This is a genomic window from Kitasatospora sp. NPDC086801 (genome assembly GCF_044745805.1).
In the GTDB taxonomy this organism is placed as follows: Bacteria; Actinomycetota; Actinomycetes; order Streptomycetales; family Streptomycetaceae; genus Kitasatospora.
This window is the reverse complement of sequence record NZ_JBIVAX010000007.1, coordinates 174,455-190,886: the sequence shown is the minus strand read 5'-3', so window position 1 is coordinate 190,886 and position 16,432 is coordinate 174,455. Positions and strand designations below refer to the sequence as shown.

Below are 16,432 nucleotides of genomic sequence, written 5' to 3'. Positions count from 1 at the left end.
CGACGACTCCGAACTTCATTCCGAGATGATCAGTCAGGCGGACAGCGCGTTCGCCGCGTCGCGGAAGCGGTCGCCGGCCTCCAGCCACTTCGCGGGCGTGCCGTTCTCCCTTCGCAGCACTCCGCCCCGCTGGATGGGATCCGGCGGGGCGGAACCGACCGACTGTGTCCGGAAGAAGCGGGCGGGCCGCCGGAGCGCGGGCGCCAGGCGAGGGGCCGCGGCACTGGCCTTCCCGGCGCAGGCCTTCCCGGCGCGGGAGACGGCGTCCGTCAGGTCTGCCGTTGCCTCGCCGGCGGACGGCACCCCGGTGACCGCCACCAGCAACACCGTGACCATCGTCGCCTGCACCCCCTGCGAGGACCAGGACCACGGCGGCTGCGACGGCCACAACCCGGGCGGCCACGGCGACCACCACCCCGGCCCCGGCCAATGGGACAACCACCCCGACAACACCACCCCCGCTGACAGAACCGGTAACGCTCCCGACCCGCTCCGCCAGGACCCGCAAGCAGTCGGGGACAGCACGAGGTAGACCGGAGATCACGAGGCAGACCGGGAATTCGACACCGGGCGGCAGAGCGCCGATGTACCGGATGCCGGATGCCGGATGCCCAAGGCAACACGCGGCCCGGGAACCACAGGTTCCCGGGCCGCACCACCACCCGCGACGAACCACCCGGACCACCGACCGCACAGCCACATCCGCATCCGCCCTGGTCATGGCGCAGCGGCTTCCGGGCCGGCCTGCTGCAGCCCGTGGGCCACCGCCGCGGACAGTGCGCTTCGCACGGCCTGGGGCGCGGTGAAGCGGCTACGGTTCGTCGCGCCGTGGTGCAGGATCATCAGCGTGGCGGCCCCGCAGCGCGCGTCAGGGTGGCCGACGGTGGCCAGCAGGCTGCGCGACCTCTCAGCTTCAACGCCCAGGGGATCAAGGCCGAATGGAGCAGTTCGGCGGGCAGCTGTGTCCGGCCGAGTCCTAGCGTGAGACTCCAGGAACCATGCACAGAGATGGAGATCACTATGGGAACGCTGAAGACCGCCACCGGTTTGATGGCTGGTGCCCTCACTTTCGCTGGACTCTGCGCTCCCACGGCTCAGGCCGCGGCCGCGACCCCGTTCCCGGTCTCCATCGAGATCTTTCCCCTCGTCACTTATGTGGGGAACGCTGCCGGCGTAGGGTTCACCTACAACTGCTCGGTGTCGGTGGGGAAGCTGCGCATCGTGGCCTCGCTGACGCAGCCGAGCGGCGCAACTGGTTCCAACTTCTCCACCAAGTACACCTGCACTGGTCAACCGAATGCCGTGGTCATCTCCGTGAACCCGAACGGGGGCACCGGTAGCTGGGTGGTCGGGGCGGGAACCGCCTCAGTCAAGATCCAGGGAGCCGGCTACACCCCCACCACGGTCACCAGCCCCGTTGAGCTCCTCTGACGAGACCGGCTCGATCGCGCGTCGTCGGCAGGTCCTTTGGACCTCACAGTGCGGTTGGTGCCAGGTCGTGCGGACCAGCGTCCCGCCCACCGTCAGGTGCTCGGTGCGGGTGGTCGAGCAGTAGTCGGCGCCGACCCGAGGCGGATCCGCCACGCGGCGGCCAGTTCCGCGTAGATCGGTTCGCAGGACGGGGCCAGGGCCGTTTCGGCCGCAGGCTGTGCGCCGGCGGTGATCGACTTCCCGGTCGCGTCGTACCAGCCGGGTGCCGGCCCGTGGCGGTGACGGTCCGCTGGCGGCAGTACTGTGCTCACCTGCGTTTCAACGAGCCGGCCGGGGTGCGGGTACGCGCCCCCGGCCATACCGGGGACGCGGGTCATGGGGTGGAGCCGCTGGTGGCACGGGCGGACGCCTGCCGTCCCGGTGCGCCTGCCCCCAGGCTCTGCGGCGTGGCCGAGCTCGTGAGTGACCGACAGTGCGGGCGGGCGCGTCCTCGGGAGCGGGCTGCGCGCGAAGGGTTCCGTGTGCGGGCCGAGGGTTGCTGAATTGAAGACATCTCCCGCCCGGGGGCCTGGTGCGCGGGTGTGGGCGGCCGTGCTGAACACGACCGCCCACACCCCGGGGTGCCGGAACCGGGTCCGCATCGCGGCGCGATCGTCCCGGTGCGGGACCTGTGGGCCTGTCGCGCGGTCCTAGCTCAGGATCGCGGTGATCCTGACGAAGCCGTTGCCGCCCGCCGCGCCTGCCGCGCCCGCACCGGCGGCCGCGGCGGCGCCACCCTTTGTGGGGTCGATGCCGGAGGTTCCACCGGCACCTGCTGATCCACCGGTGGTGCCGGTCCCGCCGGTGCCGCCGTTACCGCCGATACCGACTCCCGGTACCGGAGCGGCGGGGCCGGTCGGCACCCCGCCGGCCGTGCTGCCCGGCCCGCCCGCGCCGGTTGTCACCCTGTTGTTTCCGCCCGTGCCGTCCGTGCCGCCGCCACCGGCGGTGCCGCCGAAGAACGTCGTCGCGGAACCCTCGGGGCACACTGCTCCCGGCCGGGTGGCGGGTGCTCCGCCCGTCCCGCCCGTCCCACCGTTGCCGTTGGCGCCGCTCGCGCCGGGTGTGCCGTTCGAACTGGTCAGGATGCTGCCTCCACCGCCTCCGCCGCCCGCGCCGCCGGGCCGCCCTCCGGTGCCCTGGTGGCCGCCGCCGCCAGGACCGGCGAACGCCAGTTCCAGGGTGCGGGGCGGAACACCTCCCCGGAAGAACACGCGTGACTCACCGCCGTCCCCGCCGAAGACGCCCTGCGTGCCGCCGGCGCCGGTGGTGCCGTTGCTGCCGTTGACGCCGAGGTTGTTGGTTCCCTCTGTCCCCCCGGTGCCTCCCGTCCCACCGGGGCCGCCGGCGCCGTCACGCGCGGCGACCCGCCCGGATCCGACGTGCACCGTCACGGTGAGGGGCTGGGTCTCGTCCAGCGGGAACACGCACTTGGTGTAGGCGCCGCCCCCGCCGGCCCCACCCCCGCCGCCGCCCCCGGCATTGCCGCCGCGGCCCCCGTCGCCGCCGTCGGTGCGCGTGGTGATGGACAGGCCGGTACCACCCCCGCCTCCGCCGCCCCCGCCACCGGCCCCGCCGCCGCCGCCCGCGCCGCCGCCACCCGCACCCCATGCCTCGATCTGGAGGGAGGTGACGTTCGGCGTGATCACGTACGAGCTGTCACCCGGCGTCGAGAAGTCGGTGACCTGCTGGTTCTGCCGGGGCGTCGCCTGGGCGGGCGTCGGCGCGATCGCCCCGGCGGTCAGCACGCCGCCCAGCGACAGCGCGGCACCGACCCGCAGCCACCCCCGCTGCCCGCTCCTCGACAGCCCGCCTGCGGGGCAGACGGCGGGTGCCTGCGGCAGCGCGATCACGCCACCGGTCCGTTCCTTGCGCTTCCTGATCATCTGTGGCCAGCACTCCGTTCACGGTCTTCCTCACCGCTGCCACCCGGCAGCGCAGACCATCCCTACCTCCAAGGAGCCCGCGCCGCAGCACACCGAGATCCGAACACCTCCCGCCGTCCACCCGGATGACGCAGCGACATCGACCGAACGCCCATTCCCCTGCTGCGTCCGGGTCTTCGGGCGGCCGTCCAACCGTGAGGTCGACGTGCCTGGGCCGGTGAGGGCCGGGTGTTGGTAGGCGAGCGGTGACAGGGGCCGGGCGAAGCGGAAGGGGGTCGCGGCCGAGTCGCTGGAGGTCGTCGCGAGCCTGCCGGGGCAGGTGATGTCCTCGATCGCTTTCCAGTAGACGCTCATCGGCGACACGTTGAAGACGGTGGTGTCGCTGCCCTGGAACCAGTCGTTGTCACCGCTGCCATCCCTGCTGGACCAAGCGGCTGGCTCGGTCACCCCTGCCTGCCCGCCGTGGAGTCGGGTGCGCGGAAACGCGTCCGGCCCCGGGCTCCCCACCTGGGTGGGGAGCCCGGGGCCGGACGTCAGCGGGTCAGCGGGTCAGGATCACGTGGTGGTCCAGCGCTGGTTGGCGTAGGTGTGGCAACTCCACAGCCAGAGCGGGACCATGTTCTTGGCACCGGCTGTCGGATCGTCGATGCAGCGCTGGGATGCCGGGTTGTAGAGTGTCCCGTCGCCGCGGTACTGCCACTTCTGACTGTCGGCGCCGGTGCAGGAGCGGACCGTCACCGGGCTGCCGTCCTGACTGCCGTCGGCCGTCACGCACTTCTCGTAGACGCGGACGGTCTGGTCCGTCCGCAGGTCGAAGCGCTGGTTGAGTCCGTTCCAGCAGTCGTAGAGCTGGATCTGCTGGCCCTCGTCCGGCCCGTTGGCGTCGATGCACTTGCCGTTGTTCGCCCCGGAGTGGAGGTTGACCGGCCTGTTGGCGGTGCTGATCCACTTCTGGTTGGCGTACGCGTGGCAGCTCCAGAGCCACAGCTGCACGCCGTCCTTGCCGGCGGCAGCCGGGTCGTCCAGGCAGCGCTCGGACGCCGGGTTGTACAGCGTGTCGTCCTGACGCAGTGTCCACCTCTGACCGGGAGCGTCCGGTACGCAGGTGCGCAGGACGACCGGGCTGCCGTTCTGGTCACCGTCGGCCGTCACGCACTTGTCGAGGGTGCGCAGGGTGCCGTCGGTGCGGAAGGTGAAGTGCTGGTTGTCACCGTTCCAGCAGTTGTAGAGCTGGATCTGCTGGCCGTCGGCGGCTCCGTTGGCGTCCAGGCACTTGTTGTTGTTCGCCCCGGAGTGGAGGCTGATCGTTCCGCCGGGGTAGCCGAGGGCGGCCGGGGTCAGGAAGCCGGTCACGGCGGACTTGTCGTCCCCCGTGGCGGTGATGCCGTTCCAGACGCTGAGGACGCCACTGGTGTCCTTGGCCCACAGGTCGGGGATGCCGTCACCGCTGAAGTCGCCGGAGGAGTTGAGCCGCGGGAAGTTGGCGGCCGAGACCTGGCCGATCTCCACCCGTGTGCTGTCGTCGGCGAAGGCGCTGACGTCCGGCTTTCCGTTGGCCAGCTTGCGGCTGGGGTACTGGTAGATCTTGCCGGTGCCGTTCTCGCGGACCCAGAGGTCCACGATGCCGTCGCCGGTGGCGTCGCCGGGAGCGATCAGCGTGCGGTTGGACCAGTCGGCGCCGGCCGGGCTCAGCCGGGTGGCGCTCAGGTACGTCCCGGTGGGACCGGCGCCGCGGTAGAGCCAGAGCTCGATCTTGCCGGTGCCGTCGTCCTCCTGGGTGAGCAGGTCGTAGCGGCGCTTGTCGGCCTTCGGGTCCGGGATGCCGATGGTGTCGACGTCGCCGACGGCCAGGATGCCCTTCACCCGGGTCCAGTCCGGCCCGTACGTGTCGCAGCTGCCTCCGGCCACGCCGGGGGTGACCAGACAGGTGGTCGGCCGCTCGACGGAGATCGCCTTGGTGCGGTTGAAGTACAGGTTGCCGTTGGCCTCCAGGCCGCCGTTCCAGAGCGAGTTCCGGTAGGCGTAGAGGGCGGAGTTGGCGTAGACGATCAGGTCGTCGATGCGGATGCCGTTGCCCCCGCGGTGGCTGACGATGGTCTTGTCCCAGCCGATGCCGTCGGGGCTGTTGGCCTTGTCGGAGGCGACTGGTCCGCCGATGCCCGGGTCGACCGCCGCCGGGTAGAGCATCAGGTTGCCGTTGTTGTCCGGGAGGACGAGGTCGACCCGGGCGTCGCCGGTGATGTCACCGAGAACGGTCTTGGCGTTCGGGTCCGACGGCGCGTAGAAGGTGTAGGTGTTCTCCTGCGAGCGGTTGCCCGCCCGGTCGACGGCCTGCACGCGGAGGATGTTGGTGCCCCACATGGTGGGCGTGAGCCTGATGACGGCGGAGCCGTCGCCACCGGCGTCCACCCGGTTGGCGCCGCCCACCGGGATCAACGAGTTGACGGCGTACTCGTAATACAGGACACCGCTGGCGTTGTCGGTCGCGCGGACGGTGAAGTCGCCGGTCTCACCGGTGTGCTTGGTGGAGCCGGGCAGGGTGCCGGACGGCGGGTAGTCGTCCGAGACGACCGTCGGCACGGACGGCGGGGTCAGGTCGAGGCTGAACATGCAGCCGTTGGTCCAGCCCGACGGAATGTCACCGTCACCGGTCTGCACCTGCCAGTAGTAGGTGTGGCCGTCCGTCAGATTGCCCGGGGTCGCCACGGCCTGGTGATTGCTGTTGCCGAGGTTGCCCCAGCCGCTGTCCCAGGCCACGGGCTCGTCGGCGGTGCCGACGTCGCGCACCAGGAAGCGTGCGTCGATCTGGTTGCCGTCCGGGTCGCCGATCCAGGCCGAGAGCCGGATGCCGGTGGCCGCGTTGGTCGCGCCGATCCAGCCGCAGCCGTTTCCGTTGGGGTTCTGCGGGTTCGGGCTCATCGCCAGGTCCCACGGGTTGTACGGGGCGCGGTTGTACTCGATGTAGATGTAGGGCAGCTTGCTCGGTGTGCGGGTGAATCGCTTGAAGCCGTTGTTGCCGGACCGCTTCGACTCGTCGGCGGCGAAGAGCGCGAAGGTCAGCGAGCCGCGCCAGTTGTTGTCCGTGAGGTGCTGGCGGACGTCCCACTCGCCGGTCGTGGTGGCACCGCGGCAGCCGTCACCGCCGGCGCTGTTCAGCGAACTCGTCGAGAGCGGGCCCCAGTCCCAGGGCTGTTTGCTCCACGAGGTGGAGCCGTCGATCGGGTGCGTGGGGTGCAGGACGACGTCATGGGTCGCGCTGCAGTTGTTGTCCGCGGCGTACGACTGGGTGGCGACGACGCTCGCCTTCTTGATGCTCTTGTCGCGCAGGTCGCCGGTGTCGATCTGGAAGTAGTAGCGCTCCAGGCCGGTCTTGACCTGCCACTGCTGGTAGCCGACGCCGGGATCGTAGGTGTCGCTGTAGTCGTCGTAGTGGACCTTGTCGGCATAGGCCTCCTGCACCCAGGCCCAGTGCTGGGTGCCCCGGTTGGTGGGCTGCCAGGCGGGGTCGATGAAGACCGGGTAGGTCGTCGTCGGTGACTCCAGGAAAGAGCTGTCCGGAGTGATCGTCAGGGAGCTTCCGGACGGGGTGGCGGCCAGGCCGGCGACCTTGGCGCGCGCGCCGGGGCCGGACGCGTCGGAGCGGCCCTTGAGGCCGGGGGAGTCGGCTGGTCGGAGCGCGTCGGCGGAGTCCGTGCGGCCGGCGGCCGGCGCTGCGGCGAGCAGGCGGGCGGAGCGCGTTCCGGTGTTCTCGGCTGCGGGTGCCGGCGCGGGGGAGGCGCTGGAGTCCCACATCTGCGGCGCGGGCGCGCGGAAGACGACCCGGCCGCCGGCGTCGGTCGCGCTCAGGTTCCCGGCGGCGTCGGCGGTGACGGAGACGCCGTCGGCCTTCATCCCGAGGCTGAGGGCGGCCACCTTCGGGTCCTTGGCCGCGGCCGGCGTCTTGACCACCAGCACCTGGGTGAAGCCGCCCGCGAGGTCTGCCGTGACCTTCAGGTCGACTCCGGGCGCGACCTCGGGATACGTGGCGCTGCTTCCCTCGATCGTGGGCGTGGGCAGGGTGCCGGGCCAGCTCAGTGCCAGCTTCTTGTCGTCCTGACGGAGTGTGGCGAGCGGACCGGAGCCGCCGCCGGACAGGGCGAGTTCACTGCTGGTCACCTTCGGCCGGAGGGTGCCGTCCGCGGCCTTGGTGAGGGCCGGGTCCAGCTCCATCCAGACGCCGTCCCGCTTGGCCCGGACGGGGGCGACGCTGCGGCGCAGGCCGAGCGTGCCGTTCGGGTTGGCCACCACGGTGTCGGTTTCCGTGGTCAGTGCGGGTACCTCGACCGGCTTGCCGGTGCGTCGGGCCTCCTTGAGGGCCTCGGATTCGGCGGAGCGGTGCGCCGCGGCGTCCGGTTCCTGGGCGGTGATCGGTCCGGAGGCCGGTGTCGCGGTCGTGTGATCGGTCGCGAAGGCGGGTATTCCACCGCTCAGTGTGCCAACGGTCAGCGCGATGCCGACCGAGGCCGCGAGCACCGGTCGGTGTCGCTTTCTGCGGTGTGGGGATATGGCCCACATGGGGGAGGACTCCTCGTCAGGTCGCTGATGTGCGATGAATTCGGCGATCGGGAACCTAACATCCGCGGACGACGTCTTGCCTTCTGAAAGCCCGGTCGAGGTGTGACGCGGATCACGAACCGGCGTTCTCCCCGGCATCTTTCCGTATACAAACCGCACCGTCGTCAACGGTGCGTAACCCTGTCTCAGGAATTGATCGGTAAAACTCGGGCAAAGCGATGTCGTGCGAGTCACGCTGCGTCAACTCGCAATTCGCGGAAGTGCCCCCGCTTCGTCGGCCGATGGGTCGGCACATGATTACCGATGGATCACGTTCGGGTGCGGAGGTTAGGCTCCGCGAAAATTCCCGTTCGGCAGGCCTCCTGACGCGAGGTCTGCTTTTGGCATGCCAGGGGGCAGAGTCGTGTCCGCACCATCAGGTGACTTCCGTACCGGACGGTCACGGGGGGTGAGACGGGTCGCCACCGTGGCGGCCGTCGTCCTGTCCCTCGTGGCCGGCGCCGGGCCGGCCCAAGCGGTCGAGTGGAAGCCGCGCAATCCCAAGCTGTGGTCGCCGCGCGGCCTCGACAAGCTCCCCGCCGTCACCGGCAAGGAGGCCCGCCCCGGTACTGTCCAGCCTCCCAAGGGTGACGGCGCGCCCGCCTGGAAGCCGAAGTCCGCGGCCTGGCCGGCGCCCGTCGACACCGAGGTGTCCCTCACTCCGAAGGCGGGTGCCACGCAGTCCCTCGCCGGGAGGTCGCTGTTCGCGGCACCGTCCTCGCCGAGGCCTTCCGACGGCCAGGCCGGCACCGCTCCTGTCTGGGTGACCTCGCCGGCCGCGGCGTCCGTCGCGGCCGCGCCGGGTGTGCTGCGCAGCGAACAGCCGGTGCCGTCCGACGCCAAGGCCAGGGTGACCGTCGCGGACCGGCCGACCGCCGAGAAGGCCGGTGTCAACGGTCTGTTGCTGTCCGTGCGACCGAGCGCCGGCGAGATCGGCTCGCCCGTCAAGGTCGATGTGGATGTCTCCTCCCTCGAGGGCGCCTACGGCGGCGACTGGCTCTCCCGCACCCGCCTGGTCGCGCTGCCCGAGTGTGCGCTGACCACCCCCGACCTGCCCGAGTGCCGCACCCAGACGCCGGTCGAGACGCACCGTACGGCGGAGCGGCCGGGGCTGCTCAGTACCCAGGTGGACCTGCCCACCGCGCCGACGAGCCCGGCGAAGGCACAGTCCGCCCCCACCGGGGTGGGCGTCCGGTCGCTGGCGGCGGCTCCCGCGGCCGGCGCCATGGTGCTGGCGGCCACGGCGTCGCCCGGAGGCGGGGCCGGTACCTACGCGGCCACCGGTCTGGCACCATCGGGCAGTTGGAGCGTCGGTGGCAACACGGGCGGCTTCAATTGGTCCTATCCGATCGAGGTGCCGGACGGCCTGGGCGGTTCGAAGCCGAGTGTGGCGCTGTCCTACAGCTCGCAGTCGGTGGACGGCCGGACGGCCGCGACGAACAACCAGGCGTCGTGGGTCGGTGAGGGCTGGGACTACACGCCCGGCTTCGTCGAGCGCCGGTTCAAGCCGTGTGCGAAGGACGGCCAGGCGGGTTCGGGCGAGCAGTGCCTGGCCGGCTGGAACGCCACGATCTCGCTGAACGGCCGCTCCTCCACGTTGGTCCGTGACGACGACAAGGGCGGCTGGCGTCTGGAGGGCGACGACGCCTCCCGGGTGGAGCTGCTGACCGGCGCCGCCAACGGGGACAACAACGGGGAGCATTGGCGGGTCACCACCACCGACGGCACCCAGTACTACTTCGGGCTCGGCCGCAAGCCGGGCACGACCGGCGGGGCCACGACCAATTCGGCGTGGACCACGCCCGTGTACGGCAACAACGCGGGCGAGGAGTGCAACGCCGGCACGTTCGACGCCTCGTGGTGCCAGCAGGCCTGGCGCTGGATGCTGGACTTCGTGGTCGACCCGAGCGGTGGGCTGGTGTCGTACTGGTACGACACCGAGACGAACTCCTACCAGCGCGGTGTCTCCGCCACCAACCCGGCCGGCACCCTCACCCCGTACGTCCGCGGCGGCTACCTCTCCCGGATCTCCTACGGCTCGAAGCTCTCGGATCCGGACACGCTCAAGCCGACCGGCCAGGTGCAGTTCGAGACGAAGGAGCGCTGCCTGCCGGACAAGGGCTTCGACTGCGCGCCGGAGAAGCTCACCAAGGACAACGCCTCGCACTGGCCGGACGTGCCGTTCGACCAGAAGTGCGCCTCCAGCGGGACCTGCACCAACTACCAGGCGACGTTCTGGTCCACCAAGCGCCTGACGAAGATCACTACGCAGGTGCTCAACGGCGGCGGCTACGCCGACGTCGACTCCTACGCCTTGGCCCATGAGTTCCCGGACCCGAAGGACCACACCGCCCCGGCACTGTGGCTGTCCTCGATCACCCACACCGGGTACGACGGCACCAACGGGATCACCCAGCCGGCCATCACCTTCACCGGCGGGTTCCGCAACAACCGTGTCGACTCCAGCGATGACGACCGGCCGCCGCTCAACCGGCGCCGCATCATCGGCGTGACCGCCGAGACCGGCAAGGTCACCGAGGTCGTCTACGCCGACCCGGACTGCTCCCCGACGGCGCTGCCGAGCAGCCAGGACGGCAACGGCAGGCGCTGTTACCCGGTCTACTGGAGCCCGGACGAGAAGAGCCCGGTCGAGCCGAAACTCGACTGGTTCCACAAGTACGTCGTCGCGCAGATCAACGAGCGCGACCCGTTCGGCGGCTCGCCCGTCCGCACCACCACGTACGAGTACGTCGGCGACGCCGCCTGGCACCGCGACGACGACGAGTACACCGACCCCAAGCGCCGTACCTGGAACCAGTTCCGCGGTTACGAGCAGGTCGTCACGCGCAGTGGTGTCGCCCCCGACCCGATCGGCAAGGCCGTCACCTTCTACCTGCGCGGCATGGACGGCGACTTCAAGGCTGACGGCACCAGCAAGCGCACCGCCACCTACGTCGACATCAACGGCGCCACCGTCAAGGACGTCAACCCGCTCGCCGGCACGGTCCGCGAGCGTCACACGTACTCCGCCGACGGGGGCACCGTCGTCGCGATCGCCAAGTCCGACCCCTGGCTGTCGCCCACCGCCACCGCCACCCACAAGCGCGGCACAGGCCTGCCCGACCTCACCGCGCAGATGCTGCGCAACGGGTCCGGCAAGGACAGCGCGCTGCGGTCGGACGGCAGTTGGCAGTCGACGTCGAAGACGGCGACCTTCGACACCTACGGCATGCCCACGACGGTGATCGACCGCGCCGACGGCCTGCCGGACCTGTGCACGACGACCACCTACGCCCGGAACACGGGCGCGTGGATGGTCGACAGGGTCGCCGAGACGGTGCAGACCCAGGGCGCGTGCGGCGCCACCGAGGCGAACACCCTGGGCCGCAACCGGGCGTTCTTCGACGGCCAGGCGTTCGGGGTGCTGGACGGTCCCGGCCGGGTGACCCGGACGGAGGAGCTCGACGGCTTCTCCGGTGGCCAGCCGGCGTTCGCGCTGGTCTCCACGGTCGGGTACGACGCGTACGGGCGGGTGACCACCAGCACCGACGCGGCGGGCGCGACCACGACCACGGCCTACGAGCCGGCCACCGGCGTACTGCCGACCACGGTCAAGGTGACCAACGCCAAGGGTTGGAGCAGCTCGACGACCTTCCACCCCACCCGTGAGGTGCCGCTCAAGACGGTCGACCACAACGGGCGGACCACGCAGCAGACCGTTGACGCCCTCGGCCGCACCACGGCCACCTGGCAGCCCGGCCGCAACCCCGCGAAGGACCAGGCCGACACGCTGATCGAGTACCAGCTGTCCAACACGTCCACGAGCTCGGTCACCACCAAGACCCTGCGCGGCAACAGCACCTCGTACTCCGTCGGCACCTCCATCCTGAATGCCTTCGGCGAACCGGTGCAGAGTCAGGCCACCCCGGCCAACGACGCGGCCAGGACACGAGTCATCGGTGACACCTTCTACAACAGCCACGGCCAGGTGGTGAAGACCAACCAGCCGTACATCGACCGCACGTCCGGCCCGAACGGCAGCCGGTTCGTCGCCGACGACGACACCGTCCCCAGCCAGAACGCCGTCTTCTACGACGGCCTCGGCCGCCCGGCCGTCCAGACCTTCTCCTCGAAGGCCATCGAGCAGTGGCGGACCACCGTCACCTACCCCGGTGTCGACCGGACCGACGTGGCTCCGCCCCAGGGCGGGATCGCGACCAGCCGCTTCATCGACTCCCGTGGCCGGACCACCGAGCTGCGCCAGTACAAGTCCGGCTCGCCCCAGGGCGCGTACGACGCGACGAAGTACACCTACGACGTCGAAGGCAAGCTGACCCAGGTCACCGACCAGGCCGGCAACGCCTGGACGTACGGCTACGACGTGCACGGCCGGCAGACCCGGTCGGAGGACCCGGACAAGGGCGTCACCACGACCGCCTACGACGCGGCCGACCGCCCGGTCTCCACCACCGACGCCCGCGGCGTCACCGTGGCGGTCAGCTACGACATCCTCGGCCGTCCGCTGTCGCGCAACCTCGGCAGCACCACCGGCACGCCGCTGGCCACCTACGAGTACGACACGCTGCTGCCCGGCCTGCCCACCGCCGCGACCAGCTGGTCCAACGGCAAGGGCTACCGCCAGGAGGTCACCGGCTACGACACCGGCTACCGCCCCACCGGCAGCAAGTTCACCGTCCCCGACGGTGAGGGCGCCCTCAGCGGCACCTACAACACGACGACGCAGTACAACGCCATCACGGGCCTGCCCACCACGACGCAGCTGCCGGGAGTCGGCGGGCTGCCCGAGGAACTGCTGATCGTCTCCCGCAACGTCGAAGGCCTCCCGGTCTCGATGGGCAACGGCGTCGACGACTACGTCAACTTCACCGACTACGACGAACTCGGTCAGCTCCAGCGGATCACCTACGGCGACGTGCCGACGCAGGTCGCCCTCAGCCACACGTACGACGGGGGCACCGGCCGCCTGCTGCGCTCGCTGCTGGACAAGGAGGACGGGCGGGTTTCGGTCGATCTCACCGACTACACCTACACCCCGGCCGGTGACATCACCTCCGTCTCCTCCTGGCGGGGCGAGAACGGCAGCACCGACACCCAGTGCTTCACGTACGACCATCTGAAGCGCCTCACCCAAGCCTGGACCGACACCGGGGGCACCACGACCAAGCCGGGTCCGTCCGTTCCGGGCATCGGCGGCTGCACCAACACCACACCGTCCGCCGGGAAGGTCGGCGGCCCGGCTCCCTACTGGCAGTCCTTCAGCTATGACGTCACCGGCAACCGCACCGGCCTGGTCGACCACGACCCGGCCGGCGACACCGCCAAGGACGTCACCACCACCCACACCTACCCGGCACCCGGCCAGACCCGGCCGCATGCCCCGACCAGCACCCAGACCAAGAACGGCAACGGCCCGACCGTCACCACCGGCTACACCTACGACCAGACCGGCAACACCCTCACCCGCCCCGATGACGGCGGCAACACCCAGACCATGACCTGGGACCCGGACGGTCACCTGGCCACCGCGGCCACCAGCGGAGGCGACTCGTCCTATGTCTACGACGCCGACGGCAACCGCCTGATCCGTCGTGACCCGGGGCGCACCACGCTGTACCTCGGCGGTACCGAGCTGACCCTCGACACCGCCACCCAGCAGGTCGTAGGCACTCGTTACTACCCGACCGTCGGCGGCCCGACCATCGTCCGCACTTCCGACGGCCGGCTCAGCTACACCGTCTCCGACCACCACGGCACCGGCACCACCGCGATCGACGCCGGGGACCTCCAGGTCACCCGCCGCTCGTTCAAGCCGTTCGGTGAGGAGCGCGGCACCCAGCCGGCGCCCGGCGCCTGGCCGGGGGAGAAGGGCTTCGTCGGCGGCACCCAGGACAAGGCCACCGGCCTGACCCACCTGGGCGCCCGCGAGTACGACCCCAAGGTCGGCCGCTTCCTGTCGGTCGACCCGGTCATCGACGCGAGCGACCCGCAGCAGCTCCAGGGCTACCTGTACGCCAACAACAGCCCGCTCACCTTCACCGACCCGAGCGGCCTGTGGTGGGGCTCCAGCATCGTCAAGAAGGTCTCGAACACGGTCTCCAAGGCCGTCGACGTGGTCAAGGACAACTACCAGACCATCTCCAACATCGGCCACACGGTGTTGGACGTGGCGGGCATGATCCCCGTCATCGGCGACGCCTGCGACATCGTCAACGGTGTCTGGTACGCGGCCGAAGGCGACTGGAAGAACGCCGCCATGTCCCTGGCGGCGGCCGTCCCGATCATCGGCGGCGCCGTCGCCGCGGCCCGCATCGCGTCCAAGGCCGAGAAGGCCGTCGAGGCGGCCACCGGTGTCGCGAAGGCGGTCGAGCGCGGCAGCGGGGCGGCCAAGGGCGCCTCGAAGTACGCCCCGTCCTCCCCGTCCCGCCCCCGCGCCGCCGGCGGCGGTGGCAAGTCCGGTCCGACTCCGGGCGCCAGCAAGGCGGGCGGTGCCAAGTCTTCGAGCGGCGGCGGGAAGTCGTCGGGCGGCACCAGGTCCTCCGGTGGCGCCAAGTCCTCCGGCGGCAGCAATGCCGGGAGTCGTACGGCTCCCGGGTGCAAGACCGGGAACAGCTTCGTCCCCGGGACCCTCGTGGTGATGGCGGACGGCACCCGGAAGCCCATCGAGGAACTCGCCACCGGCGACCAGGTCCTCTCCGCGGACCCGGCCACCGGCCGGATCGCCGCCGAGGAGGTCACCGCCACCATCACCGGTGACGGCGGGAAGAACCTCTACGAGATCACCGTCAACCCCGCGACCACGACCCAGACTCCGGAGGTCACCCACCCGTCCGACGAGGCGACCGCGGCGGCGGCCACCTACACGGTCGACGTCACCAAGTCGCAGACCCTGACCGCCACCGACAAGCACCCGTTCTGGCTGCCCCAAACCCGTGAGTGGATCGCCGCCGACGAACTCCAGCCCGGCCAGTGGCTGGAGACCTCCGCCGGCACCTGGGTCCAGATCAGCAGCATCCGCAGCTACACCCAGCAGCAACGCGTCCACAACCTCACCGTCAGCGACCTCCACACGTACTATGTGCTCGCGGGGACCACTCCGGTTCTCGTGCATAACTGCCCCGCCGGCGGCGGTGGGTTCTTTTCGCGGATTTTCGGAGGTGGGTCAAAGGCGGCTGATGCCGCCCATGAGCCAAATGCAGCAGTCGGCGATCTCCGTGGAATTGGGCATGATAATGTCGACGCTCACGGGAACTGGCGATCGGATCCTCAAAAAGCTGGAATGGCGCGCTCGATGTCAGACGAGCAACTTCTGAAGAGCACGACGCAGCCAACTGGCGGCGAATTCTCCCTCCTGCGATATCATGCGGAAGACAACTACATGATCGAGGGGAATCACAGAATGGCCGAGCTACTCCGTCGTGCAGCAAGTCCAAATTACCCTGGGATCAATTTTGATACACCGATCTACATCCACCTCTGGCCAGGCACTGGGTGATCGTTAGGCTAGTTGCAGTGAAGTGAGCGAGGGGGATGCAATGTGCATCCCCCTCGCCCATGTGCTATGTGCTCTGTCCGCTGGAGAAGTTTGGGGTGGCTGGTGAGGCGCTTGGATGACTGGGATGCAGGCTCGTTCTTGAAGAACATTGCCATGATTGAGATTAGGGCGATGGCGCGGCGGGCAAAGCCTATGGAATTTTGGCCGAATGATGATTATGTGGCATGCATCGCATGGCTTGCAGACCTCTGCCACAGTATGCCGGACGCTTCTCTTAGGAGTGCTGGTCTTCGTGGAATGATTCGACTCCGCGGCTATCGTGGGCGCCCATTTCTCCATGCGTGGCAAGTGGCCGATTCGATGGGGCGAGAGTGGATCATTGATCGGCTGAGGCGCGAGGGGATTTCATGGACTCCCCCGGTGCTGGTGCAATAAAGCTCTTAATTTCCTGGCCATGGGTTGACGCGGCGCCGAGTGGAGCACGTTGGAGGTGTTCGTAATCCGCGCTGGCAGTCATGCTGCGAATAGTCATCAGTGAAAATGGGAAAACACGTCAGAGGCTCCGCCAGGTAGATCCTGGTGGAGCCTCTTTGGTTCTTGACGGCAGTAGTTGACGGCAACGTCAGCGGACGGGTGCCGCACAAAGCGGCGGGTCGTTGCCGTCGTCGGGCCGGCTGGTGGTCTGTGGGATCGCGGAGGGCGCGGCCGAGGAGGTCGATGGCGTCGCGCTGGAGGCGGAGTCGGACGTGGGCGTAGACGGTGGCGGTGACGCCGATGTGGGCGTGGCCGAGGAGTTCCTTGATGACGACGAGTTCGACACCCTGTTCCAGGAGGAGAGCCGCGGTCGACTGTCGGCGCGGTACCTCCGGTGATCAGGACACAGGTCCTGCTCGGTCGTCTCCCTCCGCCTCCACCCCGCGGGTGGCATGCGGGCCGCGTCCAAGACCGGTTCCGTGCGCTGTGATGCCTT

The 16,432-nt window shown here is 69.8% G+C and carries 7 protein-coding genes; 4 read left to right on the top strand and 3 right to left on the bottom strand.

The genetic code is table 11. The features are described 5' to 3' along the window. Positions 1-33: 33 nt before the first annotated feature. A complete protein-coding gene (locus ACIPLC_RS11885) occupies positions 34-336 on the bottom strand; it encodes a hypothetical protein (protein ID WP_400472818.1) in 303 nt (100 codons plus the stop codon). Here ACIPLC_RS11885 and ACIPLC_RS11880 point away from each other — a divergent pair. Together ACIPLC_RS11880 and ACIPLC_RS11875 are read left to right on the top strand one after the other, a co-directional pair. Beyond that, positions 329-532, top strand: coding sequence for a hypothetical protein (locus ACIPLC_RS11880; protein ID WP_400472817.1), 204 nt, complete (start codon positions 329-331; stop codon positions 530-532). The genes ACIPLC_RS11885 and ACIPLC_RS11880 overlap by 8 nt on opposite strands. 488 nt (positions 533-1,020) lie before the next feature. Beyond that, positions 1,021-1,431 (top strand): hypothetical protein, encoded by a 411-nt coding sequence (locus ACIPLC_RS11875; RefSeq protein WP_400472816.1) that lies wholly within the window; start codon positions 1,021-1,023, stop codon positions 1,429-1,431. 689 nt (positions 1,432-2,120) lie between these two features. Here the strand turns inward: ACIPLC_RS11875 and ACIPLC_RS11870 are convergent. Both ACIPLC_RS11870 and ACIPLC_RS11865 read right to left on the bottom strand, forming a co-directional pair. Further along, positions 2,121-3,356 (bottom strand): hypothetical protein, encoded by a 1,236-nt coding sequence (locus tag ACIPLC_RS11870; RefSeq protein WP_400472815.1) that lies wholly within the window; start codon positions 3,354-3,356, stop codon positions 2,121-2,123. A gap of 555 nt (positions 3,357-3,911) precedes the next feature. Beyond that, entirely contained in the window at positions 3,912-7,868 is a 3,957-nt protein-coding gene (locus ACIPLC_RS11865; protein WP_400472814.1) for a ricin-type beta-trefoil lectin domain protein, read from the bottom strand. A 490-nt stretch (positions 7,869-8,358) separates the two neighbouring features. On the opposite strand from ACIPLC_RS11865, the gene ACIPLC_RS11860 reads away from it, so the two are divergent. Next, a complete protein-coding gene (locus ACIPLC_RS11860; protein WP_400472813.1) occupies positions 8,359-15,462 on the top strand; it encodes an RHS repeat-associated core domain-containing protein in 7,104 nt (2,367 codons plus the stop codon). A gap of 656 nt (positions 15,463-16,118) precedes the next feature. After that, positions 16,119-16,334 (top strand): hypothetical protein, encoded by a 216-nt coding sequence (locus ACIPLC_RS11855; protein WP_400472812.1) that lies wholly within the window; start codon positions 16,119-16,121, stop codon positions 16,332-16,334. The last annotated feature ends 98 nt before the right edge of the window (positions 16,335-16,432 follow it).